Source organism: Oribacterium sp. P6A1 (assembly GCF_000702885.1).
Classification (GTDB): Bacteria; Bacillota; Clostridia; order Lachnospirales; family Lachnospiraceae; genus Oribacterium.
Window position 1 is genome coordinate 210,113 of record NZ_JNKO01000001.1, and the last position, 26,571, is coordinate 236,683.

General features: G+C 41.8%; 21 protein-coding genes. 3 read left to right on the top strand and 18 right to left on the bottom strand.

Going from position 1 to position 26,571, the window contains the following annotated elements; all coding sequences use genetic code 11:
• Nucleotides 1-46 precede the first annotated feature (46 nt).
• From T515_RS00870 to T515_RS16220, 8 genes are all read right to left on the bottom strand, one after another.
• The gene (locus T515_RS00870; protein ID WP_036606476.1) at nucleotides 47-889 is read right to left on the bottom strand and encodes an SDR family oxidoreductase; all 843 of its coding nucleotides are present in this window, start codon (nucleotides 887-889) and stop codon (nucleotides 47-49) included.
• Between the two features lie 351 nt (nucleotides 890-1,240).
• On the bottom strand, nucleotides 1,241-2,029 hold the full coding sequence (locus T515_RS00875; protein ID WP_036606478.1) for a response regulator: 789 nt from the start codon (nucleotides 2,027-2,029) through the stop codon (nucleotides 1,241-1,243).
• A gap of 91 nt (nucleotides 2,030-2,120) precedes the next feature.
• Nucleotides 2,121-3,464, bottom strand: a complete 1,344-nt coding sequence (locus T515_RS00880; protein ID WP_036606480.1) for a CPBP family glutamic-type intramembrane protease — start codon at nucleotides 3,462-3,464, stop codon at nucleotides 2,121-2,123.
• Nucleotides 3,465-3,574: 110 nt separating this feature from the next.
• Complete coding sequence (locus T515_RS16215; RefSeq protein WP_051671292.1) at nucleotides 3,575-4,849, bottom strand: sensor histidine kinase; 1,275 nt, start codon at nucleotides 4,847-4,849, stop codon at nucleotides 3,575-3,577.
• A gap of 160 nt (nucleotides 4,850-5,009) precedes the next feature.
• Entirely contained in the window at nucleotides 5,010-5,675 is a 666-nt protein-coding gene (locus T515_RS00890) for a hypothetical protein (protein WP_155988218.1), read from the bottom strand.
• A 134-nt stretch (nucleotides 5,676-5,809) separates the two neighbouring features.
• Nucleotides 5,810-7,414, bottom strand: a complete 1,605-nt coding sequence (locus tag T515_RS00895; RefSeq protein WP_036606484.1) for a Na+/H+ antiporter NhaC family protein — start codon at nucleotides 7,412-7,414, stop codon at nucleotides 5,810-5,812.
• Between the two features lie 87 nt (nucleotides 7,415-7,501).
• A complete protein-coding gene (locus T515_RS00900) occupies nucleotides 7,502-8,524 on the bottom strand; it encodes an OmpA family protein (protein WP_051671293.1) in 1,023 nt (340 codons plus the stop codon).
• Between the two features lie 14 nt (nucleotides 8,525-8,538).
• The gene (locus T515_RS16220; RefSeq protein ID WP_051671294.1) at nucleotides 8,539-10,113 is read right to left on the bottom strand and encodes a MotA/TolQ/ExbB proton channel family protein; all 1,575 of its coding nucleotides are present in this window, start codon (nucleotides 10,111-10,113) and stop codon (nucleotides 8,539-8,541) included.
• A gap of 246 nt (nucleotides 10,114-10,359) precedes the next feature.
• Here T515_RS16220 and T515_RS00910 point away from each other — a divergent pair, with 246 nt between their 5' ends.
• Nucleotides 10,360-10,962, top strand: a complete 603-nt coding sequence (locus T515_RS00910; RefSeq protein WP_081832601.1) for a chromate transporter — start codon at nucleotides 10,360-10,362, stop codon at nucleotides 10,960-10,962.
• Between the two features lies 1 nt (nucleotide 10,963).
• Nucleotides 10,964-11,518, top strand: coding sequence for a chromate transporter (locus T515_RS00915; protein WP_036606486.1), 555 nt, complete (start codon nucleotides 10,964-10,966; stop codon nucleotides 11,516-11,518).
• Here the strand turns inward: T515_RS00915 and T515_RS16225 are convergent.
• The 9 genes from T515_RS16225 to T515_RS00960 form a co-directional block, all read right to left on the bottom strand.
• Nucleotides 11,497-15,747, bottom strand: coding sequence for an EAL domain-containing protein (locus tag T515_RS16225; RefSeq protein WP_051671295.1), 4,251 nt, complete (start codon nucleotides 15,745-15,747; stop codon nucleotides 11,497-11,499). The genes T515_RS00915 and T515_RS16225 overlap by 22 nt on opposite strands.
• 268 nt (nucleotides 15,748-16,015) lie before the next feature.
• Nucleotides 16,016-16,519, bottom strand: coding sequence for a QueT transporter family protein (locus T515_RS00925; RefSeq protein ID WP_036606488.1), 504 nt, complete (start codon nucleotides 16,517-16,519; stop codon nucleotides 16,016-16,018).
• A gap of 295 nt (nucleotides 16,520-16,814) precedes the next feature.
• Nucleotides 16,815-17,006, bottom strand: coding sequence for a hypothetical protein (locus T515_RS00930; protein ID WP_036606490.1), 192 nt, complete (start codon nucleotides 17,004-17,006; stop codon nucleotides 16,815-16,817).
• 190 nt (nucleotides 17,007-17,196) lie between these two features.
• Nucleotides 17,197-17,550 carry a PqqD family protein gene (locus T515_RS00935; protein ID WP_036606492.1) on the bottom strand — a complete coding sequence of 118 codons (354 nt, stop codon included), beginning with the start codon at nucleotides 17,548-17,550 and terminating at the stop codon, nucleotides 17,197-17,199.
• A complete protein-coding gene (locus T515_RS00940) occupies nucleotides 17,547-19,421 on the bottom strand; it encodes an OPT family oligopeptide transporter (protein WP_036606493.1) in 1,875 nt (624 codons plus the stop codon). The genes T515_RS00935 and T515_RS00940 overlap by 4 nt, the downstream gene beginning before the upstream one ends.
• A gap of 326 nt (nucleotides 19,422-19,747) precedes the next feature.
• Complete coding sequence (locus T515_RS00945; protein WP_036606495.1) at nucleotides 19,748-20,164, bottom strand: hypothetical protein; 417 nt, start codon at nucleotides 20,162-20,164, stop codon at nucleotides 19,748-19,750.
• Nucleotides 20,165-20,355: 191 nt separating this feature from the next.
• Nucleotides 20,356-22,071, bottom strand: coding sequence for a coproporphyrinogen dehydrogenase HemZ (gene hemZ, locus T515_RS00950; RefSeq protein ID WP_036606497.1), 1,716 nt, complete (start codon nucleotides 22,069-22,071; stop codon nucleotides 20,356-20,358).
• 77 nt (nucleotides 22,072-22,148) lie between these two features.
• Nucleotides 22,149-22,844, bottom strand: coding sequence for an MBL fold metallo-hydrolase (locus T515_RS00955; RefSeq protein ID WP_036606682.1), 696 nt, complete (start codon nucleotides 22,842-22,844; stop codon nucleotides 22,149-22,151).
• Nucleotides 22,845-22,926: 82 nt separating this feature from the next.
• Nucleotides 22,927-25,179, bottom strand: coding sequence for a RelA/SpoT family protein (locus T515_RS00960; RefSeq protein ID WP_036606499.1), 2,253 nt, complete (start codon nucleotides 25,177-25,179; stop codon nucleotides 22,927-22,929).
• Nucleotides 25,180-25,466: 287 nt separating this feature from the next.
• On the opposite strand from T515_RS00960, the gene T515_RS00965 reads away from it, so the two are divergent.
• Nucleotides 25,467-25,934, top strand: a complete 468-nt coding sequence (locus T515_RS00965) for a CBS domain-containing protein (RefSeq protein ID WP_036606501.1) — start codon at nucleotides 25,467-25,469, stop codon at nucleotides 25,932-25,934.
• 128 nt (nucleotides 25,935-26,062) lie between these two features.
• Here the strand turns inward: T515_RS00965 and T515_RS00970 are convergent, their stop codons facing one another.
• Nucleotides 26,063-26,566, bottom strand: coding sequence for a GreA/GreB family elongation factor (locus T515_RS00970; protein ID WP_036606503.1), 504 nt, complete (start codon nucleotides 26,564-26,566; stop codon nucleotides 26,063-26,065).
• Nucleotides 26,567-26,571 lie beyond the last annotated feature (5 nt).

A 26,571-nucleotide genomic window follows, 5' to 3' on the forward strand; every position in this document is an offset into this window, starting at 1 on the left:
GTGCCATCATAAGCCGGCGGCAGATACTTTACAAAAAGGAATTAAATCAAACGCCCTGGAAGATATGGAAAGCTCCGTCAACAGGAAGGATCACGCCTGTTACAAAGTTTGAGCCCTTAGGGCTGACAAGATAAAGAAGAGCTCCCACAAGATCTTCAGGATCTCCGAACTTCTCCATAGGTGTCGCATCTACAATATGCTTTGCACGGGGAGTAGGTGTTCCGTCCTCATTGAACTGAAGTGCATGGTTCTGTGTTGTATGGAAGAAGCCGGGAGCCACTGCATTAACTCTTATTCCGCTCTTGGCAAAATAGATGGCACACCACTCGGTAAAGCTTGCAACTCCTGCCTTACCTGCAGAGTAACCCGGTATTCTTGTAAGAGGATGATAAGCTGACATAGAGGAAATGTTGATGATGTTGGCATTGTCCTGACCAACCAGAACCTCTCCGAAAACCTGAGTCGGAAGCATGGTTCCGTAAATATTCAGGTCAAGCTCTTTATGAACGTTCTCAAGATCCTTTGTGAAGAATGTCTCTGCACCTTCCTCTGCCTCATGGAAATGATCCTGTGGAACCTGAGCTGCCTTAACTGCACCGCCTGCGCAGTTTACAAGGATGTTTATATGTCCCCACTTATCCAGTATCTCCTTACGGGATGCGAGAAGACTGTCTCTGTCGAGAACATTGGCAGAAACCGCCATGGCCTCTCCGCCGTCTTTTTCAATCTCTGAAACAACCTTGTCTCCGTTTTCCTTGCTTCTTCCGAGTACAGCAACCTTTGCACCGCATGCCGCAAGAGCTTTTGCATACATTCCTCCGATTACTCCTGTACCTCCTGTAACAACAGCAACTTCACCTGAAAGGTCGATTTTAAATGGTAAATTCATAATTCTTCTCCTCGTCTTTAGGAACCTCAGATACTTTCATGACACAGAGCCTTAGACTTCGAGCTGTTCATGACAGACTGGATTTCCATGGTCTATTCACAGGCTTTTTTCAGCACTGCTATCCAACAAATCTTCTGCATTATAGCAGATAATTAATTTTTATGTAAGCCCTTTCATTGGCTAAATTGCGTCATTTTTTCGTTTGTTTTTTCACAAACAAAGAGTGACCTGAACACCGGCCACTCTTCTTTATACTTAGCTTTTTAATTGTAATATCCTATGAAATGAGTATCAAAAGTCCACATCAAATCCACCGGGATTTTAAGAGATTACATTTAGCAACATCCTGTACTACTCCAAAGCGCCCTTGCTGTACTCGGCCCAGCTGAACTGATTCATGTACTCTCCTGTATACCTGACCTTTGCATTCTTTCTGTCCTTTTTCCACTCATACATATCACATTCGATCTTATCAGGCACTATGGCGATGGTACCTCTCTGGCGAACCACCACATCCGGAAAACCCGCCTCGGTAAGAGTTGAAACCATGTCCGCTCTTAAATTCTGCAGATATGATGACTTTCTTTCCGGATTTGCATCATCCTCCCAAAGAACTCCAAGTATTTCTCCATTGCTTGTAAGAGCACCGCACCTGTCAACAAGATATGCAAAAAGCTCCTTGGTCTTGTTATACTGAAAATGAAGAACCTGATTGTTCTTAAGCACTTCAAAATTGCCGAAGGTCTGTACCCTGAGCACATCCTTTTTCTCTTCCGTCTTTTCCAACGGATATCTGAGATCCTCAATTTCCCGTTTCACTTTCTCAAGTGTCACAGGCTTCATGATATATCCGCTGGCATGAAGATCCATGGCCTCCCCCACGTATTCACTGTATCCTGTGGTGAATATCACATTGATCTTCGGAAAACGTTCCTTCAGATGATCCGCAAACTGCATACCGTTGATATCTCTCATCTCTATATCAAGAAAAGCAATATCTATGTGCTTATTCTCCAGCTCTTCTATAGCCTTTAAAGCATTACGGTATGGAAATATCTCTGCGTCCGGCAATGCCTTCTTTATAACATCAGTCAGTCCCTCCAATGCAATCTTCTCGTCATCGATAGCAAGTATCTGCATAATCCAACTCCTTACTCCGGAACATCAAGTTCCTTTTTCCCGCCTTAAAACTATGAGTTTTAAATCAGGCTTTAACCCCTTAAGTCTTTATTTATCCGGTTTTTCCGTTCATTTCGAAAAGATGCTGCTTTTTTATAAACTTATAAAGAATCAAAACTGATACAATGATCATAAACATAAGTACCTGCCTGCTGAAAATCCGGTCCACAGCAGCTTTCCGGTAACTTATAGAGATCCATCCGGCTCCCAGCATGAGATGATAACCCACATTCATCAACAGGCTGTATGTTATATCCGGTTTGGCACCTTCCGGTCTTTCAGAACTGAAATAAGTTATATTATATTCTTTATCTGAATCATGAATCCCGCCAAGGTCATTTACAGCTTCCGCAAGATGACCTTCCATGTCAATGTTTCCATCAACCCTCACATCCTTTGTTTTATCAAGACCTAATGAATTGTTTGAGCTCTTCCCGACAAATCTTCGTTTCCTTCCTTTGCCGGCCCTGTCTTTTATAGATATAATTTTATCCTTACTTACGGATCCCGTAAACAGACTTTTTGAGGATCTTCCCGCAACATAATCCGCAATATTCCGGGTATTCTGAGTCCTGTCAAACACAAGACTGATAAGGAAAATCACAGGTATAAAAAGAAGTGTAAATGCTTTTCCCGTATGCAGCAGCATATAAAGCACCGTAACCATAACTGATGCGGTAAATACCGTTACATCTTTTCTTAACACAGTCATGCTGTGGGCATGATATATAAGTTCCTCAATAAAAGGAATCACCAGGATAAAAGTCATAAGCCCTGTAAGTTCAAACCGGCCACCCCTTATGAAATTCACCTCATAAAGACATCTGATATAAGCTTCGCCATCATAAACCATAAGAAACAGTGAAAGAAAAAGAGTTCCTAAAGCGATACCGGCTACAAAGTGAAGAAAATACTGGGTACCCACACTCTTTGCAGTAACCCCTTTACTGAATATCTTTTTTCCTTTTTTGGCAAGTCCTTTGAATTTTGCTTTCAGACTCTTCCCCTTCATATGGCAAAGGATCCTGTAATCCCTGAAAAGACTGAACTCTGACCTTAGATTCCGCCCCGATCTCTTCAGCAGGATATCCAGAATCAGAAGAAAAACGAGATTACCTAAAAGATGATAGACATTACCCTTACTTATATTGAACTGTTCTTCTGACATCCCGCTGTTTACCATCAGTCCAAGCTTAAAGACGGCATATATACACAGCAAATACAGCACCGGATATTTCATGATATCCGTAAGCACAGCCATGGCAGAGCCTATGTCCTTCCCTCTCAACGCCTTTATATCATCACAGGTGTTCTTCCTGAATATCTTCAGTTTCTCATACGGGGTTCTTCTTTTTTTGATTTTAGTATACTTATCCTGATTATCAAACTGCTCCAATGTTGCACCCCTCATTAGTAACGAAAAAAGTACTATGTATTAATATTTTCGTCAGAAAAACGCAACAAATAACCATCATAGCTTATTATTTCTTAGCCGCTGCCTGTCCTTTAATCTGTTAATTTCGGAACAGTGATTACCACAGTTGTTCCCCGGCCTATCTCACTTTTTATTTTGAGTGTGCCCTGACACTGAATTCTGAGACGTTCTCTCACATTCTGAATACCTATGTGGGAACGACCGTCATATTCTCTCTTCTTTTCCGAATAGCCTCCCACACCGTCATCATCTACGATTATTTCATATCTGTCCTCATATTCACGGCTTTTTATGGTTACAGTACCTCCGTCAGGGGACTTTCCTACTCCGTACTTAACCGCATTTTCAACTATCGGCTGGACAGTCAAAGCCGGAAGTTTGAAGTTTTTGGCCTGAATATCATAAATAATGTTCAGATCATCATCAAACCTCATTTTCTCAAGGGCAAGGTAATTCTTTATATGATCAAGTTCCTTTTCAAAGGGAACCGGGTCCTTGGTACGTAGGGAGTCCAGATTACCTCTAAGATAGTCGGAAAACTCACCTATGGCTTTCTGTGCCATCTCAGGATCCTTGGTACACAGGTAATAAATCGCATTTAAGGAATTGTAAAGAAAGTGAGGCTGAATCTGGCTCATCATGATGGAAAGCCTCTCCTGAGTCAAAGCATTTTCCTTTTCCTTAAGCTCGATGCTCTGCTGAACATGGATAAATGTATATACCATAAGCATACTGAGTGTTACGGAAAGATAAATAAGCAAAGATCCCACCTCAGGATAGTTCATGGTTATAACAAGCGCAACAAGAGGAAGGAACATGTATGAAATGATGGCCACAAAATCCAGAATCTCAAGTTTTTTACGGTGCCGGAATGTCAGAATGACATCAAACAGTATGATACTTGCACCAAGAATCTGAGAAAAGGCATACATGGGTCCGTGTATATATACTCCATCCTCTATATAGAACACCTGCCCGTGTACCGGTGATGTAACCCACATAAATATGCCCGCTATACATATGGGAAGCCCGAAATGTCCCACCCAGACCGAAACCCTGGTCTTTTCACTGAGATAAAAATAAATATAGTAATTGAAGGCGGCAATGATGATATAAAGTAACGAAACAGAACTGATGGTCAGTATTTCATAAAGAACATTCACCATTCCGTTATATTCCAGAAGCCATGTAACCGCATCAAGAATAAGCATAAGAAAATTTGCAACAAGAATGACCATAAGACAGTTGTTTTTGATAGTTCTTTCAAATGTTGTGATTATGCCCGCAAACAGCACAAGTACAATAAGTGCTGCATAAAATTCAGAGCTAATCTTAACTAATAACATTTGTTTCCCTTTCATCACGGTCAATCCACATTTACAACTTTAAATATACCATAAAATTAATATCCTTTTCTAATTTATTTATAAAAAGAAAAGCCGCCCGGGCCAGGAATAATTTGAAACAACTTCCTGTAAACCCGAACGGTTTTCCCTCTATTCTCTATTATCTATCAGGCAATTTCTGTTTTCTGCCGAAATCTGCAAATGCACTTACCGGCAGGTAGATATTTACATATCTTTTTCCCACAGGCCGGAATGCAGCTACCATTTGCTTCTCCGAATACTTCGAAAAACTCTTTGCTATCTCACCACGACTTATATTGTCTATGACATAACATACCATTTCCAAAAAATTCATCTTATTGATCTGATGTATATTATAGTAATCTGAATATGATTTACCGTTTACAAATATACTTTCGATTATTTCCCTTACCGCAAAGGGAGCCGAAACAAGATTTCTCCCCTTTTCTCCGAAACACTCCGTAAACCTCTTTGAGTAGGTCTCAATAAGATTTTTAGGTCTTTCATCGGTATCATCCCCCCACCAGAATCCGTTTGCTATTTTTCCATCTCTGTCATAGGGTGCATATACGATATTGAGAAACTCCTCATGTTTCTCCCGGGACTGAACTCCTCTTACAACATTTTTGATATATTCATCAAAACCAAAATCCGGAGGAACTATGGTGTGATGAACCGGAGGAACAAAAACTGTCTTAAACTCCAGTTCCTCATCTCCCCATATCTTAAATCTCTCATCACTCATAAGCAGGGCGCTGTTTGGAATCACCATATTCAATTCTCTGTTTTTCACGTTAGTATCCATATTGCTCCAATTACCGTTTCTGAATACAGCTTCTTGCATATCATATATTACAACCGAAAGTATCACAAAACAGTCACAGATTTATAGTAAAAAAATCCTTCCGTATCAAACAGTACGGAAGGATCATTATCTGTTTATTCTTTTTCTTTTCCGGTCATTTTCTGAAGCACATACAGAGTCAATACCATAAGCCCCAATCCTGCGAAAAGTGAAATAAATACATTCTTTGTAAGTCCCGCCACCAGATAAGTGATTGCCGAAACCGTTGCCGCAGTAAGTGCATACGGAAGCTGGGTTGAAACGTGATTGAGATGAACGCACTGTGCTCCGGCACTGGACATGATGGTAGTATCCGAAATCGGTGAACAGTGATCTCCGCAAACCGCACCTGCCATACATGCTGACATGGCGATGATCATCATAGTATGATCCGTATTTTCAAAACAGGCAACAACTATAGGAATAAGGATTCCGAAGGTTCCCCATGATGTACCCGATGCAAAGCTGAGACCTATGGCGAACAGGAAAATGATAAAAGGCAGAAATCCAAGAAAGTTCGCAGCCGAACCCTGTACCACTCCTGCAACATATTCCTTTGCACCAAGGCTGTCTGTCATAGCTTTAAGAGACCATGCAAATGTAAGAATCAGTATCGGCGAAATCATCTGCTTGAAACCTTCCGGAAGACTGTCCATACAATCATTGAAGGGAAGTACATTTCCTATCATATAGAAAACAATGGTAATAACAAGAGCCGCAAATGAACCAAGCACCAGACCTACGGAAGCATCTGAACCGGCAAAAGCATCGATAAAAGTCTCTCCGGAAAAGAAACCGCCGGAATAAATCATACCGATAACGCAGCATACTATAAGTGAAGCTATAGGCACAAGCATATTAAGGATATGACCGTCTTTTTTCTCGTTTTCAGTCTCTGCAGAATCAAAAGGTCTCTCACTTGTAGTATAGAGATCGTTGTTTTCTATAGCATTTAACTCATGCTTACGCATAGGGCCGTAATCTACCTTGAAAATTACAAGGAATACCATCATGGCAATAGTAAGGATGGCATAAAAATTGTAGGGTATGGTCTGCAGGAAAAGCTTCATTCCGTTCTCACCCTCAACGAATCCGGAAACTGCCGCTGCCCATGATGATATAGGTGCGATGATGCATATCGGAGCTGCAGTTGCATCAATAAGATATGCAAGCTTTGCACGGCTGACCTTGTGTTTATCGGTAACCGGACGCATAACCGAACCTACTGTAAGACAGTTAAAATAGTCATCGATAAAAATAAGACAGCCAAAGGCTATGGTTGCAAGCTGAGCTCCGGCCCTTGTCTTTATGTGGCTTGAAGCCCATCTGCCGAAGGCTGCAGAACCTCCGCTTCTGTTCATAAGCTGTACCATGGCTCCGAGAATTACAAGGAAACACAGGATACCCACATTATAGCTGTCGGAAAGAACAGAAATGATTCCGTCCCGGAATATATGATTTACGGTACCCTCAAAATCATATCCTGAATAAAGAAGGGCTCCTGTAAGTATTCCCATGAACAACGCACTGTAAACTTCCTTGGTGATAAGTGCGAGTCCTATAGCGATAAGCGGTGGAATGAGCGCCCAGAAAGACTGTTGGACACTATCCTGATCAGTCACAAATTTTGCGACAACCAAAAAAGCCACTACGATGCCGAGAGCACCGAAGGTAAAGAAGCGGTTGCTTTTTTTATCCATGATTTTCCCCTTTGTGTAAATTATAGTCACATAATAATACTATTATACAACCATTCATTCAAGGGGATATATACAGTGATTTTATAATTATGCAGTCTTTTTCGTAACCGTATCAGGACCGGCCTCGATAGTTTCTTCTGTATCTCCGGAAGAATCTGATGTTTCAGTGTTCTCCTGCTCATTAAGTATCTCTATCATCTCTCTGATCATATCCTCATCCTTCAGAGTGAACAGAAACTCTACTCTTCTTGAAGCCTCCATGTTTTCGCTTCCGTCCTCATTAAGAATAGGATCGGTATATGATTTTCCGTTGGTGGAGATCAGGTCTCTCATATCCGTGAGCTGTGCTCCGGTCAGTACGGCAGAATCATCTCCGAGACAATACTCTGCAACGGAATAAGCTCTCTTCTGGGAAAGATCCAGATTGAAGAGATAATTTCCCTGAGTATCCGTATGTCCCTCTATGGAAACAGCCGAAACATACTCCTTGTACTTGTCGCTGAGAAGGATATTTGCATATCTGGGAAGGAACTCCGCAAGGAATGATTTACCGCTGTCCTTAAGCTCCGCCTTGTTGTATTCGAAAAGTATGCTGGAATCCATGGTTATGGCTCCGGTCTTTTCATCCACCGATATATTGAGATTTGAGCCGGAAAACTCCTCCTTAAGCTCCTCAATAAGTTCTGATCTGATACCTATGATCCTGTCCAGCTTTGCCTGCTGCGTCTTCATGATCTCCTCGAACTCCGCAAGTAGCTGTGACTGTTCATTTAATGTTGCTTCCTGGGAATTCAGCTTATCCTCCTGGGTAAGCAAAAGCTCTCTCTGTGCCGCAAGCTCGGCCTTCTGGTCTTCCAGCTCTTCCCGCTGAGTCGCAACTACCTTTTTCTGCTCATCCAGCTCAGTGGCCTGAACCATAAGCTCCTGCTCTTTACCGTTAAGCTCCAGTTCTTTCTGATCGAACTGTATCTGGGAATGCAATGTTGTCAGCGCTATTATGAGAACAAAGCACAAAAGAAGTCCTGCCATCATATCCGAATACGACAGCCAATAGGTTGTTTCCCCATCCTGTTTGCGCTTATGTCCGTTTTTCTTCTTTACATCAAACATATTTCACAACACCCTTACACTCTTCTTGATATACCTGTGTTCCGTCTGTTTTCTTCCATGGCAAGAGCCAGATTATTTATGGAAGATGAAGCACGATCCACAGCATCCTGAAGATCTCTGTAGCTGTTATTCATGAGCTTTGGAAGCTGCTCATTAGCCTTCCTGATCTCCGCAACCTGCTGAACCAGATGGGATTCAACATTAACCAGATTACTGTCTATAACCTTGAAGGTATTGTCTATATTCTTAGGAAGCTGGTTTACAGAAAGTCTGATGGAATCCAAAAGTTCCTTCTGGGCCTTCAGTTCGTTCTGGAATACCTGAACCGACTGATTCAGCATATTTCTGTAATTCTCAAGATCTCTTAAGTACTGTCTGTCATCCGCTATAAGTTTCTGATTGGTTCCGTTGGATACCCAGAGGTCGTTCATACTGCGCTTCAGATCCTGCTGTATCTCAACAACACTTGCTGTAAAGCCTGCAAGCTGCTCCCCAAGAAGCTTTGACTCCTCGTTTATCCTGTGGGCTATTTCTCTTGTGCTTCCGGTTTCATCAAGCACCTGTTTCATCAGTGCGGCATTGCTGTTCTGGATGTTATAGCACTCATTTATAGTTGCATTGAGATTGGAAAAGGCACCATCCATCGACTTGTTCAACTCTATGATGAAAGCATTAACAACCGACTTGAGAGCATCCGCCTGATTCTGGGTTGCAATATTGACAAATTCGGTAAGAGTCCTGTTCATACGGTCGAACTGAGGATCAAGGACCTTTGAGAGATTCTCGCTCACCCTGACTCCCAGATCATCGATGGTTCCAAGCTGCTTTTCCTGAAGCTCTATCAGCCTGTTCACACTATCGAACTCACTGTCCGGAAGTACATACTTTTTATATGCCAATGCGAACTCACGTATCGCTGTCTCTGCCTCATCAAGCTTACGCTTGAATACATAGTTAAAAGTCAGAGAAAAGATCATACCGTATATAGAAGTATGGAAAGCAACCTTGATTCCGTTCATCAAAGGAGTGATGCTGTTGGTTATCTCCTGCGAAGAACCTGTATTAAAGCCCTGAAGACCTATGGAAAGACCTATAAAGGTTCCCAGGATTCCAAGTCCTGTCATGACTCCCGGAACCTGATTCAGCTGGTTTCTGTGCATGACACTGTCAATGATATCATCATTGAAATAGTCCTGAATGTCGCACTTGAAGCTGTGCTCTTTCATCTCATTGATACGGTCAAGTTCATACTGGTAGTCCTTATATATCTCAAGAAGATGTCCATCCTCAAAGAGCATATCCTGATTTTCCTTGTATCTGTCATACAGAAAGGCATGACTGTTCATGGCGTCATCACGTATCTTATATGTTACACGCATAAGATCGAAAATAATGTCATTCATAGGAACAAAGCAGTTGCGGTCAGAGCTTATCAAAATGACTGCAACTATAAAAAACATCGCCCCGTTGACGGCAATATTCGGAATTCCTTCTCCCTGCCCCGAGAATACATTGAGATAAACGCAAAGCCCCACCATTGCCACAAACACTACGGCAAGCAACCATTCATACCACTTCTTGTTCTGCATAACTTCTCCTCCGAAATTGGGAATTATTATTTAATTATAGCAACTTTCACTGAAATAAAACTTAATTTTGGACTCAAATATGTATTATTTTTTTAAATTTTTTTCACTGTTTATTTATCAATTTAAAAAAATTCTCATTCGTTTTTATCACTATTATGACAAAAATGTCATTCTAAGTTCTTTCGTAAAGAGTATAATATGATATCAGTGCCATAATATGGAGAAGCATTAGAAACGGAGATCATTATGAAAAAAAATGAATCAGATATTGTCGAAAAAAAGATATCATCGAATATAAGCCGAAAGACATCCATCGGAACTCTTTTTACCGATTTTCTGAAATTCGGTCTCTTCACCTTTGGCGGTGGGTGGAGCATTGTTGCCCAAATGGAAAAAATCTATGTTGAGGACAGAAAGGTTGTAAGCTCCCATGAACTCCTGGACCTTACAAGTGTAGGCAGGAGCCTTCCCGGAACCATGATTGGAAATATAGCCATTCTTTTCGGATACAGCCAGCAGGGTATCCCTGGAGCTCTGGTTTCACTGTTCGCCATGATACTCCCTCCGTTTCTGGTTCTTCTTATAGTAGCAAGCTGTTATACCGCTTTCAGAACAAATTTCTGGGTGGCTTCCGCCATGAGCGGCATAAGATGCGCGGTAGTTCCTATCATTCTGACCGCTGCACTCAAGATGTTCAACGGAGCCTTCAAGTTCCCTCCCTGCTATTTTGTTACGGTAATATGCGTACTCCTTTACGTGTTTTTCAATGTAAGCTGTGTTTACCTGGTTATATTCGGAGCAGTCTGCGGACTCATCATAAGCGATTTCTACGCCCGCAAGGAGGTTTGATATGTTCGACGTTTTAACAGTCCTTCAGCTCTACTGGAGCTTTTTGAAAATAGGCATTACAAGCTTCGGCGGCATGTCCATGATTCCTCTTATCACAAGCGAAATGATGGGACACGGATGGATGGAAGCTTCGGAAATTTCGGATATAGTTGCCATCGCAGAAATGACCCCAGGGCCTCTTGGTCTCAACTGCGCGACTTTTGCAGGTCTCAAGGCTGCCGGAATAGTGGGAGCCTGCGCTGCAAATCTCGGTGTATTAACCCCATCCTTCACTCTCGCAATTCTGGCGGCCATATTCTTTGCAAAGTTCAAAGAATCCACCATCATGCAGAGGATACTCGTGGGTGTACGTCCCTCCTGCATAGCCATGGTTATCGGAGTCATATTTACCCTGTCTATGTCCAACTACGTAACCGATGCCGGTATCTCACCTGTAGCTGTGATCATAAGCATAGTGGATATCGCCCTTCTCCGCTTTGCGAAGCTGGGGATACCCACTGTCATCATCATTAGTGCAGTTATCGGAATAGTAGTTTACGGCGTGGCCGGCTTCTGACCCACCGCTTTTCTCAGTTCCTCATTAAACTCAAGAAAATAGGACGCATGTTCGAGAAGAAGCCTTACATTTTTTTCTTCCTTCGCATCGTAATTGTCCACACCTATGAATCCGAAGAGTTTTCCGTTATTGTAGAACGGTACCTCGATTATATTCCTTATGCCATCACCGGACATAAGGCCCGCTCTCGTCGGATTTATATATTTACAGTTGTCAACATTTTTAATGACCATGCTGGTACCCGGCAGATAATCTTCTTTTCTTGATACATAGACTTCAAAATCTATGTCCTGCCATTTATCCATTACGGATTCCACTCCATCCCGGCACCATTCAAAGGAGTTGCTTAACTTATCTCCTATAAATTCCATAATGTAAATTCTGTCGGCCTTTATACTCCGGTTCAAGGTATTAAACAGGGTGTTAATGCTTATGTCATGCATCTCACTCTGCATGATCATCCTGTCCTTGAAACCTATCTCATTAACTATATGTTCTGCCATAGGTTCTTCCGACTGTTTGGCTTCATCGAACATTTTTACGAACACCGTGGAAAAAGTTCCCGCGGAGGTCGATGGTGCAGCAATAAAATTAACCCAGTGCTTCATGGAGTAGCTGAAGGTCCTTGAATAGATATACTCACCAAAAGCCGCACGATATCCTATATCCAGCCACTTCTGGTTTTTCATAGTATTAAACACTTCAGTGAATTTTTTTCCTGTCAGCTCCGAAAGGCGTTTTCCGGTGACTTCGCAGTATCTCTTATTGGCATACTGTATCTCTATATCTACCGGATTCTTTCCGTCTTCATCCATAATAAGCTTTGCAATAAGATAAGGCAGAGGCATATTGTTAAGATATCCACTGATAAGTTCTGAACTTCCGTCATTACCGTCAGATGATCCGTTTAGTTTCTGATTCAGTCTCCTGCTTGCCAGTTCGATTATCTCCTGAACCGTTTCTTTCTCGGCTCCCCTGGCAAATGCATATTCCCCGTGAACCATAACCTGACGACCGTCAATTTCCCTTATGGACTTAAGACTTTCCTTCCAGATATGCACAGTTGATATGATTTCTTCAGTATCCATATGGCGCTTTGCTATTCCGAAATGACATCCGAACAAACGGAATATGGATGCCACATGTCCAAAACATGCAACCATCCTTTCCGATACGGCCTTAACAAGCTTCTCTGCTATTTCACGACCGTAATCCTCTCTTATATCCTCAAACTCAGGTACTTCAAGAACAATATAGGCAAAGTCCTCTCCATTGGTCCTTAAATTATCATCAAGCTGGGTAAGGGTAAGGACCTGACCATAAGCATTCATGAAACCTGTAACAGGGTCTATAAGGCTTTCTCTCTTCAGTTCCTCCTTTGATTCCACATCCTGCTCTATATCTATCATATAACCCATGAGGCCTATGATTTCACCATTGTTATACACAGGGAATTTAGTGGCGGCAATATAATGAGTTACACCATCCACCACATTTTGTCCCACATTTTTTCTGATGATCTCACCCTCTTCAAGCACCCTCTCCTCATCGGATTTGAAAGGTCCGTCATCTATATGCCAGCCTACATCCTCATCGGTTTTCCCCAGGACCACATCCTGTGATTTAAAGCCATAGTATCTAAGGAAAGCATCAGTAACTCCCAGGAACCTTCTGTTTTTGTCTTTCCAGAAAAATCTGATATCCGAATGATGCCTTATGGCCGTCATCAGATCATCATTTATATTGTAGCCCTTATCTCCCGGTCTTAAATGCTCAACCCTATCCTTGAAAATCCGGGATACAGTCTCAATATCAAAAGGTTTTTCGCAGATAAGTGCTTTTCTGTTATCCACACCGGGAATAAGAACGATCTGAAACTCTGTCCATCTGTAGCTTCCGTCCGCATGCTTTACCCTGAATACATCAAAAAAGTTGGCTTCCCTCTGTTTAAGGATCTTTTTCCTGTAGTTTTCCGCTTTAATGAATTCTCTCCATCTGTTCACATCCTCAGGATGAATAAGCTGTGGTGAATACTCCTGATAATACTTATGAAGTCCTTTTACAACAGCCCCCACCTTTTCATCAGGCTGATTGCTGTATACCACAGTTCTTGTGTCTTCAGTAAAATCCAGAACATAGATGCAGTCGTAGACAGAAACAACATTTCGCATAATGAAGTCATACCTCTCCTGTCGTTCCTGCTCCTCAAACTGTTTTCCGTCTATTCCTGCAAGAATCATGCATCCCTTGCGACTGTCAGCCACATTCGTAAAACTGATGTGAAAATATCTGCCATTGGCAATATAATTCATTTCTTCTTCCTGATGACTTTTTCTTGCTCTTGCCGCAAGCTCCGTGAATCTCTGATGTGTAATGCTGCCACTTGCATTCATAATCGTCTCAACATCCACTTCATGGCCGTCATTCATCATAACAGCCATCTGATAGCACTTTTCATTATAGAAAAGAACCTTGAATCTGATTCCGTCATAAAACATAAGCGCCAATGCCTGCTGCATGACTATATCAATAAGACCTGTTTTCTCATAAACAGATTTTTCTTCCCTTGTCTCAAACAGAAGCCCCTGTTCCGACATACTTTTATATACTTCATTCACGGGAAGAGGCTTTGAATAGTAGTAACCCTGAATCTTTTCACAGCCTATGCTCTTCAGGAACTCTATCTGTTCTTCTGTTTCAACCCCCTCTGCCAGTGTGTGTATCCCCAGCTCCTTGGCCATTTTCACAGCCATCTTCATGATGATTCTGGATTTCTCACTGAAATCTCTCAGGAACAGCATATCTATCTTTATCTCATCGAACTGATAATCCTTGAGAAGATTAAGGGATGAAAAGCCTGAACCGAAATCATCCATCCATACTTCTATTCCCGATTCATTGAACCTGGTTATCTCCTGTTTTATAAGTTCCATGTTGTTTATAAGGGCAGTTTCGGTTATTTCCACACAGATACTGTTTCTGCGAAGGTCGTACTCTTCCAGCGATTCTATGATGACATCCACGGGACTGCAGCTGTCAAAATCCGAACGTGAGATATTGACAGAAACAGGCACCAGAGGATTTCCTATATTTTTATTTCTTGCCTGAAACTCGGCAACACGTTTTATGATAAATGTATCCAGACGGTACGAAAGACCGCTGTCCTCAAGAATGGGCACAAAATCCCCCGGAGATATGAATCCGTATACCGGATCTATCCATCTTGCCAATGCCTCGTATCCGCATACTCTCTCTGACAATGTACGCACCACAGGCTGGAGGTATAAATGTATCCACCCTTCATCAAGAGCCTGATCAAAATGACTAAGGATATATTCAGCCTTGACATAACGCTGGGCCATCTTCTCGTTAAACTTACCAAAACGGGAACCGTACTGAATCTTTTGGGCTTCACAGGCCATTCTTGCATAATCACAGGCCTGATGGACGGACATCCCCTCTTTCACATGGCAGATTCCTATCTTTACAGGCAGAGTCCTTCCCCCATTTGCTCCGTACATTTCCTGAATTATATCATTGAGCTTATCTTCAATAGCGATATTTTCACTGAATGCAAAAAATCTGTCTTCTCCGAATCTTGCACAGTTTTCTTCCGGAAAATATTTTCTTAGTATATCTGCAAATTCACAGAGTAATATGTCACCTTCCTTAATTCCATGCCTTGCATTAAATCCCTTCATTCCGCTGAGATTGAAATTGATCAGTACAGGAACAGTACCTTTTTGAATCCCTTCCTTTACGAATTTTTCCGCCAGATTCAAAAAGCTTGTTCTGTTGGGAAGTCCTGTAAGAAGATCCGGAATCTGTTCCAGATCCGACAGAAACGCATAGCAGACAGGACCGTCCTCCGTGTCCTCACTGTACCTTCCATAGTCCTCTATATATTTGATATTTCCGTATTTTGTCATGATACGGAAATCCTGTCGTTCAAAGCGGTCATCTTTTCTTTCAAACTGCCTTTTTATACTTTCCTGCACCTTTTTTACGTCTTCTTCATATATCATTCCGATATATGTGCCGCCGGTAAGTTCCATGAATTCATCTTCTGTTTCACACTCATACATTTTTAAAACTGCAGAATTGACATAGACTATCTCACCTTTGCCATAGCCAAGATAAACCATAAAACCGCCGGGCATGATATCAAGACCTTTAATCAAACGCTCAATATTTATTTTTAAATTATTGATGTTAAATCCTGTCCTCATTATTTCAATCTTCCTTAAATATACCTTGGGTGTTAGTCATTGACATCAAATCTGATATATCAACTGTTTACCGGTTTTAACAAAATCTGTTGTTTTAGTCACAAAACCACTAACCCGTATTCTATATATGGGTAATCGGCAATATAAAGGATTTGTAAAAGCATCATAAAGATATTTATGTGTAAAAAAAATTCCTTTGGGATAAAGAATGTATACGATACTATCTTTATCCCAAAGGAATCACTGTAAAATATTTATATTAATATAATCAGGAATTCTCACCCATCTCCGGTCTGAAAATAAAAGCTCTGTGCTTGATGAGAGCGAAATACAGAACACAACCAAGTATGCCGCAGCCCAGGACTTCTCCGGCGCCGACTGTAAGCGCCATAAACCATATAGGAAGAGTTACTGCATAGGCATAACGAAGCACAAAAGGTACCACTATCATATTGGCAATGATGGGAGGAAGACAGGCGATAAGCGGAGACTTCTTTCTGAGCATCCATGTACCGAAAGCTCCCACCAATGTGGCAAGACTTCCGCAAATAATATCCGGAAGAACTGCGCCTCCCATAGCGTTGCCGATTATACATCCTACGAACAGACCGGGAATGGCAGCCGGGGTGAACATGGGCAATATGGTAAGAGCCTCCGCTATACGAAGCTGAACCTCTCCGAATGAAATAGCGGCAAAAACATAGGTCAATGTCACATACAGGGCTGCAATCAGACCGGCCTGTGCCACAAATAAAACACCTTTATTCTTCATATTTTTCTCCTTTAGAATTTATTATCATTTGAATGTTCACGAAGGAACATATTCCTTTTTTAGAGCAACGTTCTATAAGATACCACTTGAAGCTTTAAAATACAAGGCCGCAAAATGCGTCCTTTTGTGTTCTCTGAAAATACCTGCCCATTTGTATTTCCTTCCACATGGCTGGTGTTATATTCCGATGCTTCAGAATCTGCCATGAGTCATGTGTAACGTGTCAAGAAGTCAAAAATCCCTCCGGACTTCATGTCCGGAGGGTAAAGTATAAAATTTCCTATAGAATTCTGGATCAGTTGGCAATGATTCCATCTATGAGATAATTGCTCACTCCAACCCTGACACGATTTCCGATCTCATGTCCGTAGAATGGATTGTTGAATCCCTTAACAAGGAATCTCATCTTATCGCCTGTTTCACAATCTGTTACACATACAAGATTGTTATTCCTGACCATTTCATCACTTACTGACTTAGTATTCATCGTTTTTAAAGCCTTTCTTGAATTAATAAATTAATATAAAAGAATAAGGTTTCAAATTAACCGTTTGACATAGTATAAGCCTTTTACATGAAAATGGAAGTGTTTTTGAGAACTTTATTATTTTTTAATTCATCTTTGTCACAAATGTACATTTTTTTAATTATCAGGCTATGGATTTAATCAAAGTTTTTTATTCCTTCTCTTTGATACCGATCTTTATTATAAATCCTGTATTCTGTAACTGCTTCATATATAGACAGAGTCTCTCATAAAGCGGTTCCGCCTGGTCTCCATACTCTTCCTTCAGCAAAGTACCGATTTCAAACACGCTTCTTTTGCCGTCTACGCATCCGAATATGAAATTTCCCATACCCTGAAGATGAATGTGGGATACTGCAGGCTTTTTAAAAAACTTCTGGGCTATCCTGTTGGTAAACCCCTTGTTCTCCATTTCAACAATGACCTCACCGGACGAAGAAATCGTCCAGTTGAGGTCACTGTTTATCTCAAATATGTAATCTAAGAAATTATCTTTGTTATTCATTTCCTATTTCCAATTGCAGCCTTAAGAACAGCTGCAGAAACAATAACTATAAGGATAAGCGCCTGAAGGTTTCCTGTTGGAATAACAGCGCTAAGGTCCATCTTCTCAGTGAGTTCCGCAACAGTGAGTACCGCAAGAAGCACACCTACTATACCTTCTCCTGCGATAAGTCCTGAACAGAAAAGAATTCCCTTTCCTGACTCGCCATTCTCGGCACCGAACTTCTTATCAGCAAACAGCTTGATAAGTCCTCCAAGCATGATGGTGGATGAAAGCTCAAGAGGAAGATAAAGTCCTATTGATACAGGAAGTGCAGCGATTCCGAGAATCTCAACTGTAATAGAGATAAATGCACCAATGAAAATGAGTGACCATGGAAGGTTTCCGTTCATAACACCTTCGATAATCATCTTCATCATGGTTGCCTGAGGAGCAGCAAGTTTGTCTGAACCAAATCCGTAAGCATTATCAAGAAGGATCATAACTCCGCCGATGGCAAGAGCTGAGGCAACAACTCCGAGAATCTCTCCGATCTGCTGCTTTTTAGGTGTTGCACCAAGGATATATCCGGTCTTTAAATCCTGTGATGTATCACCGGCCATACATGCAGCTATACAGATAACAGAACCGATGGCTATGGCACCCTGCATACCGTGTACTCCAACATCACCAGATACCTTAAGGCAGATTGTTGCAATAAGGATAGTTGCGATGGTCATACCTGAAACAGGGTTGTTGGAACTTCCTACCAGTCCAACCATTCTTGACGAAACTGCACTGAAAAAGAATCCGAATACTACTATAAGAAGTGCTCCAAGGAAGGTAACAGGCACAGCAGGTGTAAGCCAGATGGCAACAATGATGGCAGCGATACCACCAAGTACAAAACGGATATCCATATCAAGGGCTGTACGCTCGAAGGAAACCTGTCCTGCCTTTGAAATGCTCTTTATAGAGTCCACAAAAGTCCTGACTATAAGCGGAAGTGTCTTGATAAGACTGATGATACCCGCTGATGCAACGGCACCGGCACCGATATACTTAATGTAATTTGACCAGATTGCAGATGCGCCGCTTGACGCATAGAGCTCACTAACCGAAACACTTGCCGGATACATGACTATGTCACCGCCAAAAGTTACAATGGCAGGAATAAGAACGAACCATCCGAGGATACCACCGGCAAACATGTACGCAGAGATGCGTGGTCCGCAGATGTAGCCAACGGAAATAAGTGCAGGATAAACCTCTGCTGCAAACTCTGTTTTGAGAGCTTCAAGCTTAAGTACAAAAACACTCTGTACTGCCATGAGACCGTCAACCACAAACTTTACAAGAGCTCCGAGTCCCATACCGATGAATACTGACTTTGCGGAAGAACCCCCTTCCTCACCGGCAAGAAGGACCTCTGCACAGGCTGTTCCTTCCGGATAAGGAAGAACTCCGTGCTCCTGAACGATAAGTGCATTACGAAGAGGAACCATGAAGAATACTCCCAAAAGTCCTCCAAAAAGAGCAATAACCGTGATGGCAATGAGTGAAGGCTTATCCATCACTCCTTCCTTTGCCCAGATAAAGAGTGCCGGCATGGTGAAAATAGCACCGGCAGCAAGTGATTCACCTGCAGAACCTACAGTCTGAACCATGTTGCTTTCAAGAACCGAATCCTTCTGCATGATAACTCTGATTACTGCCATTGAAATAACAGCAGCGGGAATTGAGGCAGATACTGTCATACCTACTCTGAGACCCAGATATGCGTTAGCAGCACCAAATATAACAGCCAGGATGAGACCCATGATTATGGATGTGGGTGTCATCTCAGGAATCACCTTATCCGCAGGGATGTAAGGCTTAAATTCGTTATTCATTTTGTTTATATCTCCTAATTTATTACTTTGCAGGGATAAAGTATATCCGTACTTCCGAAGCTTTGCAATAAAAATAGACATTTTATACATTACAGTCGGAATACCTGTATATATATGCACAGCTTTGTAAATATTTCACAAAAATATTTTTAATAATTTTATTGATAAAATTCTGTCCTCATAAATTGAGCAAAAAAAATCGCGGTAAGATTTTTCTCTTACCGCAATTCCCCTAACTAAAACATACCCCTTCTGCATGTTCTTCACATAACTGTAACTATAAGTACTAAATACTCTTCTGATCTTCCGGTCCGTAATATCCGGCTTCAGCTGCACATGCCCATCTCTATTCCGGCAGTTGACTTTTCAATCTTTGCCAGCTGATTTATATAGTCCTCAGCACCCTGACTCATAATTCTCCTTATATCAAACTCGCATGGTCCTATACAGCTTTCATAAAGTCTTTCGGAACTCGCATCGTAATTAAGCTGAATAAATGTCTCAGTTCCTATGGTTTCATTGTGAACCTTCATGATGTGGAAATATCTGGGAGTAGCCACTACCGCATTGATCAGAGCCTTTCTGTTCGTTGTAAATTCGTAATCAAAACCTCTTCTTTTTGAAATTCTGTCAAGGTACCTGGAAAAATCAACCAGTATACCCACGTTCACAAAGGGTGTCCTGTGCTCATTTTTCATTTGTAATAAAAAAGCTGCTATGATGTTGGTCTCCGCTATCTTCATCTCCCTGCCCTCCGATCTTTAAAGACAAGCTAACGAATCGAATCGTCATAAACTCCTATCACAATCTAAATATATTACTTAGTCCGTTCTGATTTATTATGACATCATCATACTGTTTTACCAATCACAAAACTGTCACACTATACATATTTTTTTATTACATTTATTGACGAATTTTTCTGCATAAATTCTCATAAAGAAAAAAGTTGTTTCTTTCTATCTATAAATCTGTCAATGTTATCAAGATATTCCGGAATAGACTTCCCGTTATCACATCTCTCCACGCGTTTATGCGTAGGATCCCCGTCCTTTGAGGGAAGAACTACCTTTGTGCTGGTACCGGCACCGCAGCCCACCACCGTATGCTTCTCCTCCATCATAAGGATATTGTAGAGACATTCCTTGCCTTCTTCGCAGTAACCCACATTTTCGAGATTCCCTGCCATATTTTTCTGACGGTAGAGATAATACGGTTTCAGATTCAATATCCCTGCAGTATATGCAGAAGCCATCATCATACGGGTTATTTCAGGATATCTGAAACAAAGTTCCTTATCCTTCCCGGCAGCTTCGCCATTTCCTCTCATACCTGCTGCCAATGCCTCTTCCTGAAGTCTTGTCTCCTGAACTATCTCATTCTCATCCCCGGCACGGTAAACTCCAGCCCAGAAATCTCTTTCCAGAGTAAGACGCGCGGCCCTTTTAATGGCAAGACTGTGAACAGTAAGGCTGTCAGGCTTATACCTGGCAATTTCGCAGAGGGTATGTGTTACCTCCGGGAGCTTCTCTCCCGGGAGTCCCAGAATTATATCCATATTTATGTTCTCAAATCCCACTTCCCTGGCAAGAAGATATTTTTCTATAACAGAATCAACACTGTGCTTTCTGCCTATGAGATCAAGAGTCTTCTGATTAAAAGTCTGGGGATTTACAGAAATTCTGTCCACCCCGGAATTCTTAAGAATCAGAAGCTTTTCTTTTGTTATGGAATCCGGCCTTCCGGCCTCAACAGTAAACTCAACTATTCCGTTTCCACACTCTTCATGAACTATATCCATCAGAACCTGAAGCCACTTTTCATCAAGGGAAGTGGGAGTTCCGCCACCGATATAGATAGTCTGAAGCGGCTTTTTCTGTCTTCCGCAAAGCTCTGATACCGTAAACCTTATTTCTTTACGAAGATTATCCATATACTCCGAAAGACGCTTCTCCCAGAGATCTATGGTGTTGCTAAGGAAAGAACAGTACAGACATCTGGTGGGACAGAAGGGGATTCCGATATACAAACTCCATCCCTCTTTGTAGGTTCTTCCTGTTTTCTCAAATATACGGTTAAGAATATGATGCTCCCTGACTGCCACATCAGTCATGAGGTCAAGCTTCTCTCCTTTTATGCAGTACTCCGCTGTCAATGCTTCCTTTATGTTTTTTATATCATCTTCGGAAATATTTCTCTCTCCCAGAGCCTCCACCATGGGACTGACCAGAGAAACCGGTCTTATACCTGTAAGATCACCCCATGGAAGCTCCTTTCCGGTCATACCCACAAGAGTATCGTATAGTTCAGCCTTGATTATTGATTTGTCGTTTTTCCTTACGCCTGTAAGCGGCATTTCCGAAGCCGATATTTCCAGAGTCAGTCTTATCTTTTCCTCGGAAGCTCCCTCAGGGGTCACCTCCTGAGCCATCTTTGCTTTGTTCTTTGTTGACTTTTTATTAACCGCAGTCACTTCCCCTGAGGCCTTGGCCTGCTTCAAAGCATTCTTCTCTTCCTGAGTCGTATTTGTAAAATGAATTCCTTCAGAACTCCGGATTTCGAAATCCTCTCCCGGATAGAATTCCTGAACAAGCTCTCTTATATCCTGTTCAAAGCTTTCGGAAGCCTTGTCTAAAATCAGTCTTATCATCTTTACCTCTTATAAAAAAGTCTGGTTCACACGCAAACATGCGTATAAACCAGAAAAAATATACACTCAAATCATTATCAAATGAAATCATATCCTCTTGCCAAAGGATTATAGGTTCTTTCGATACCTATACTTGTCTGTGGACCATGTCCGGGAAAAACAGAAGTTTCTGCCGGAAGAGTAAGGATTTTATCTCTTATGCTCGATGTTATCTCCCTCTGTGAGCCACCCTGAAAATCCGTTCTCCCATGGGAGCATCGGAAAAGAGTATCTCCGGAAAAAAGCACCGGTACAGTCTTCTCTTCGCTTGCACCATTCGGTATATATGAAAGTCCATCCTCTATATAAAAGCAGGAAGAACCTTTGGTATGTCCGGGAGTTCCTATGACCTTCCAGTTTCGTCCAAGATAATTTAAGCTCCCGGAATCTGTAAAGGTCTCAAATTCTTCTCTTCCATAGGAAACCTCTGAACCTGTGAAGTTCAGGCTGAGATTTGCTTCAGGGTCAGTCATCATATCAGCGTCCAAAGCATTGACATATATCTTTATGCCGAAATGTCCGGAAACTTCTCCCGCTGCTTTCATATGATCAAAGTGAGCATGCGTAAGCAGTACAGCCACTGGTCTTACAGATAGTTCATTTTCTGCGATGTTTATGATATGATCCCCGTTGTCGGCAGGATCGATGATAACGCATTCATGCGTATCATTGTCATAACAGAAATAGACATTGGTCTCCAGCATTCCCGCTGCATATTTTGATATTTTTAACATTTCATCTCCGATAACAATTCTTAGGGGCTCTATATCCGGGATCTGCAAAAACCACATTTTCCGTAAAGCTCCAAATAAAACATCATCCCTGTGCTCTTACGATATCCACAACTCCTGCTATCTTATGTATCTTGCTGACAAGAGTCTGAAGTTCTGTCTTGTTATGTATATCGAAGGAAACCGTAATGGTAGCCTTGTCATTCTTACCGACTCTTGAAGTCAAAGCCTTGATATCGATATTCGAATCCGTAAACATCTTTGAGATATCCACAAGAAGACCGACTCTGTTGTTGGTAAATATCTCAAGCTCTGTGGAATAAGTCTCTCCTGCGATGTCGGACTGCCACTCAGCCTCAATAAGTCGTGCCTTTTCATCCTCAGGCAGATTCATCATATTTATACAATCGGTACGGTGTATGGTTATTCCGCGTCCTCTTGTAACGAAGCCCACAATTTCGTCTCCCGGTACAGGTGAACAGCACTTTGCGTAACGAACAGCAAGGTCGTGTATACCCTTAACAACGATTCCGGACTTTGACTTACGAATGATCTCCGGTTTCTTGGTCATGCCTTCAAGATTCTGAAGAACATCCTCATCGGATACAGTTGTCTCTTCGGACTTGTGCTTAAGCTCTATGAGCTTCGCGATAACCTGCGACTCCTTGATACCGCCTCGACCCACAGAAGCAAGAATTGCCTCCCAGTCCACATAGCTGTATCTTCTGATGACTCCCTCGATATACTCAGGCTTCGTAAGTTCACTTAAATTATATCCTCTGGACTTCGCATAGCTTGAAAGAAGGTCCTTTCCATGGTCAATGTTTTCATCCTTCTGCTCATGCTTGAACCACTGGTTTATTTTGTTCTTTGCCTGAGTGGACTTACATATCTTAAGCCAGTCACGGCTCGGTCCATGGGAATTCTGTGAAGTAATGACCTCAACACGGTCACCGTTCTGCAGTTTATATGTAACCGGCACAAGCTTCGAATTAACCTTGGCACCCACCATCTTATTACCTACTGCCGAATGAATTGCATAGGCAAAATCAATGGGGCAGGACCCGGCAGGGAGATTCTTTACATCACCTGACGGAGTAAAGCAGTAAACATTTTCATTGAAAAGGTTAAGGTCTGACTTGACCATGTTCATGAATTCCTTGGAGTCGGACTCATCCTTCTGCCACTCAAGGATCTCATGAAGCCAGTTCATCTTTACATCTTCATTCTGGGAAGCATTTTCCTTAGATCCGCCGGATTCCTTGTACTTCCAGTGGGCCGCGATACCAAACTCGGCTGTACGGTGCATCTCGAAAGTACGGATCTGAATCTCAAAAGGCACGCCGTCCCGGCCGATAACAGTGGTATGAAGGGACTGGTACATATTCGGCTTAGGCATAGCGATATAGTCCTTGAAACGTCCCGGAATAGGCGTATACATCTTATGTATTACGCCCAGAGACGCATAGCAGTCTCTCACTGTATCAACGATTATTCTGATGGCAAAAAGATCGTAGATCTGATCGATGGTCTTGTTCTGATTTACCATCTTCTTATATATGGAGAAGAAATGCTTGACACGGCCGTTGATGTCCGCATCGATTCCTGCTTCCGTAATATGTGAAGAAACTTCTTTGACAATGTTTCTGATACGCTCTTCTCTGGCTTCCTTCTTAAGGTTTACCTTGGCCGCAAGATCATAGTAAACATCCGGCTCAAGATACTTAAGAGAAAGGTCATCCATCTCTATCTTTATCTTACTGATACCGAGACGCTCGGCAAGGGGCGAATAAATCTCCAGTGACTCTCTGGCTTTTTCCCTCTGCTTCTCCGGAGTCTGATACTCCAGTGTTCTAAGATTATGCAAACGATCAGCCAGCTTTATGATGATGACACGTATGTCCTTCGCCATGGAAACAAACATCTTACGAAGGTTCTCAGCCTGCATCTCCACCTTGTCGGTATTCAGGTTCAACTGGGTCAGCTTTGTAACGCCGTCCACAAGAAGGGCAACATCAGGATTGAACTCCTGTGAAACTTCATCAAGAGTCATACCTGTATCTTCAACTACATCATGAAGAAGACCGCCTACTATAGTTTCCTTATCCATCTGAAGATCAGCAAGGATTATGGCAACACAAAGAGGGTGAATGATATACGGTTCACCCGACTTTCGTTTCTGGTCCTTATGCTGTTCTTTTGCAACTCTGTAGGCCTTCTCAATCATACTGAGATCGTCTGACGGATGATAGGATGTGATGGTATCTATCAGACTCTTATATAATTGTTCCGGCGGAGTATTATCTTCCGGTCTCTCCAGGATTACTTCTTCTGTCATATTATTTTTCCCCTATGGTTCTCTGCTTAAGCCTAAACCCGTTTTTCCAATTCAAACCTTAATTTTACTATCGGAAATAAATATTGTCAAAACCTATGTCTTTACCTGAAATACGTTCCCTACTATGTTTTTTCGACTGTTTTTTTCCTATAAATTATCTTAATTTTTCTCCGGATTTGTTTTAGTAAATTTTAATAATCAATTATGTTTTTCGAGAAGATGTTTTATGCAGAATATGCTATTATATCAGAGGTCGAAAATGTTTTTTAAATTTGGAGGCATTACAAATGAATATTTTATTCTTCCTTACACCCAAATGTGATGTAGCTTATCTTGAGGAAGACTATACATTGCGACAGGCTCTGGAAAAAATGGAGTTTCATCGCTATTCCACAATTCCCATCCTTACAAAGGACGGAAAATACTTCGGAACTATGACAGAGGGGGATCTGCTTTACGAAATAAAAAATGATTTAAACATGAATTTAAGCTCACTTGAAAAAGTAAAGGTATCCGACATACCCATGAAGAATCATTACAACCCTGTATATGTAGACGCTTCCATGGAAGATCTTATGGAACGTGCATCAAATCAGAATTTTGTTCCCGTAGTGGATGACATGGGTCATTTCATCGGCATCATACGCAGAAAAGAGCTTATCAATTATCTGTACGCGCACTCCAGTCTTTCACTCCCCATGGACAGTGATAATTCAGAAAACAACATCATATCCGATTTAAGGGTACTTGCGTAATCAATCTTCTCCATAAGGAAACCGTCCGATAAAAGGCATCTTTTGATTCCTTTCATCGGACGGTTTCTGTTATATCGTATATCTTCTTCAATAGAAACTATACATATAATTTTTTCTGATCTGATTAATCAGAAGGACTTGATATAATCATCCTCCGACTCACCGGTGTTCTCGATTTTTCTGATGACTACATAGTAGCTCTGTCCGTTCTCAGTGGTAACCTCGCATCTGTCCCCCACCTTATGTCCCATAACCGCTCTTCCTATAGGGGATTCGTTGGAAATAAGACCTTCGAGACTATGTCCGCGGATAGACGTAACTATACGATATACCTCTTCCTCGTCATCCTCCTCAAAGTACAATGTGACTGTATTGTTGAGTCCTACTTCATCATCCTTTGAAGAATCATCTATGATACGCGCAAACCTGAGAACTCTCTCAAGATAGTTGATGCGTCCGTTATTCTCTCGATTTGCTTTTTTTGCCGCATAGTATTCGAAGTTCTCGGAACGGTCTCCCTGAGCTGCCGCCTCTGCGATCTCCCTGGTAATCTGAGGTCTTAGCACCAGCTTTCTGTGGTCGATTTCTTCCTGTATCCTTCGAACATCCGACTTGGTTAATTCCTGTCCCATTTAAT

Excerpts from the sequence above, each read along its gene's own strand:
- T515_RS00970 (WP_036606503.1), bottom strand. The coding sequence starts at position 26,566 with ATGGGACAGGAATTAACCAAGTCGGATGTTCGAAGGATACAGGAAGAA.
- T515_RS00875 (WP_036606478.1), bottom strand. The coding sequence starts at position 2,029 with ATGCAGATACTTGCTATCGATGACGAGAAGATTGCATTGGAGGGACTG.
- T515_RS00935 (WP_036606492.1), bottom strand. The coding sequence starts at position 17,550 with ATGAATAACAAAGATAATTTCTTAGATTACATATTTGAGATAAACAGT.
- T515_RS00870 (WP_036606476.1), bottom strand. The coding sequence starts at position 889 with ATGAATTTACCATTTAAAATCGACCTTTCAGGTGAAGTTGCTGTTGTT.
- T515_RS00890 (WP_155988218.1), bottom strand. The coding sequence starts at position 5,675 with ATGGATACTAACGTGAAAAACAGAGAATTGAATATGGTGATTCCAAAC.
- T515_RS00915 (WP_036606486.1), top strand. The coding sequence starts at position 10,964 with ATGTTCGACGTTTTAACAGTCCTTCAGCTCTACTGGAGCTTTTTGAAA.
- T515_RS00930 (WP_036606490.1), bottom strand. The coding sequence starts at position 17,006 with ATGAATACTAAGTCAGTAAGTGATGAAATGGTCAGGAATAACAATCTT.
- T515_RS00900 (WP_051671293.1), bottom strand. The coding sequence starts at position 8,524 with ATGTTTGATGTAAAGAAGAAAAACGGACATAAGCGCAAACAGGATGGG.
- T515_RS00925 (WP_036606488.1), bottom strand. The coding sequence starts at position 16,519 with ATGAAGAATAAAGGTGTTTTATTTGTGGCACAGGCCGGTCTGATTGCA.
- T515_RS16225 (WP_051671295.1), bottom strand. The coding sequence starts at position 15,747 with ATGAGGACAGGATTTAACATCAATAATTTAAAAATAAATATTGAGCGT.
- T515_RS16215 (WP_051671292.1), bottom strand. The coding sequence starts at position 4,849 with ATGTTATTAGTTAAGATTAGCTCTGAATTTTATGCAGCACTTATTGTA.
- T515_RS00960 (WP_036606499.1), bottom strand. The coding sequence starts at position 25,179 with ATGACAGAAGAAGTAATCCTGGAGAGACCGGAAGATAATACTCCGCCG.
- T515_RS00965 (WP_036606501.1), top strand. The coding sequence starts at position 25,467 with ATGAATATTTTATTCTTCCTTACACCCAAATGTGATGTAGCTTATCTT.
- T515_RS00910 (WP_081832601.1), top strand. The coding sequence starts at position 10,360 with ATGAAAAAAAATGAATCAGATATTGTCGAAAAAAAGATATCATCGAAT.
- T515_RS00940 (WP_036606493.1), bottom strand. The coding sequence starts at position 19,421 with ATGAATAACGAATTTAAGCCTTACATCCCTGCGGATAAGGTGATTCCT.
- hemZ (WP_036606497.1), bottom strand. The coding sequence starts at position 22,071 with ATGATAAGACTGATTTTAGACAAGGCTTCCGAAAGCTTTGAACAGGAT.
- T515_RS16220 (WP_051671294.1), bottom strand. The coding sequence starts at position 10,113 with ATGCAGAACAAGAAGTGGTATGAATGGTTGCTTGCCGTAGTGTTTGTG.
- T515_RS00895 (WP_036606484.1), bottom strand. The coding sequence starts at position 7,414 with ATGGATAAAAAAAGCAACCGCTTCTTTACCTTCGGTGCTCTCGGCATC.
- T515_RS00955 (WP_036606682.1), bottom strand. The coding sequence starts at position 22,844 with ATGTTAAAAATATCAAAATATGCAGCGGGAATGCTGGAGACCAATGTC.
- T515_RS00945 (WP_036606495.1), bottom strand. The coding sequence starts at position 20,164 with ATGAAGATAGCGGAGACCAACATCATAGCAGCTTTTTTATTACAAATG.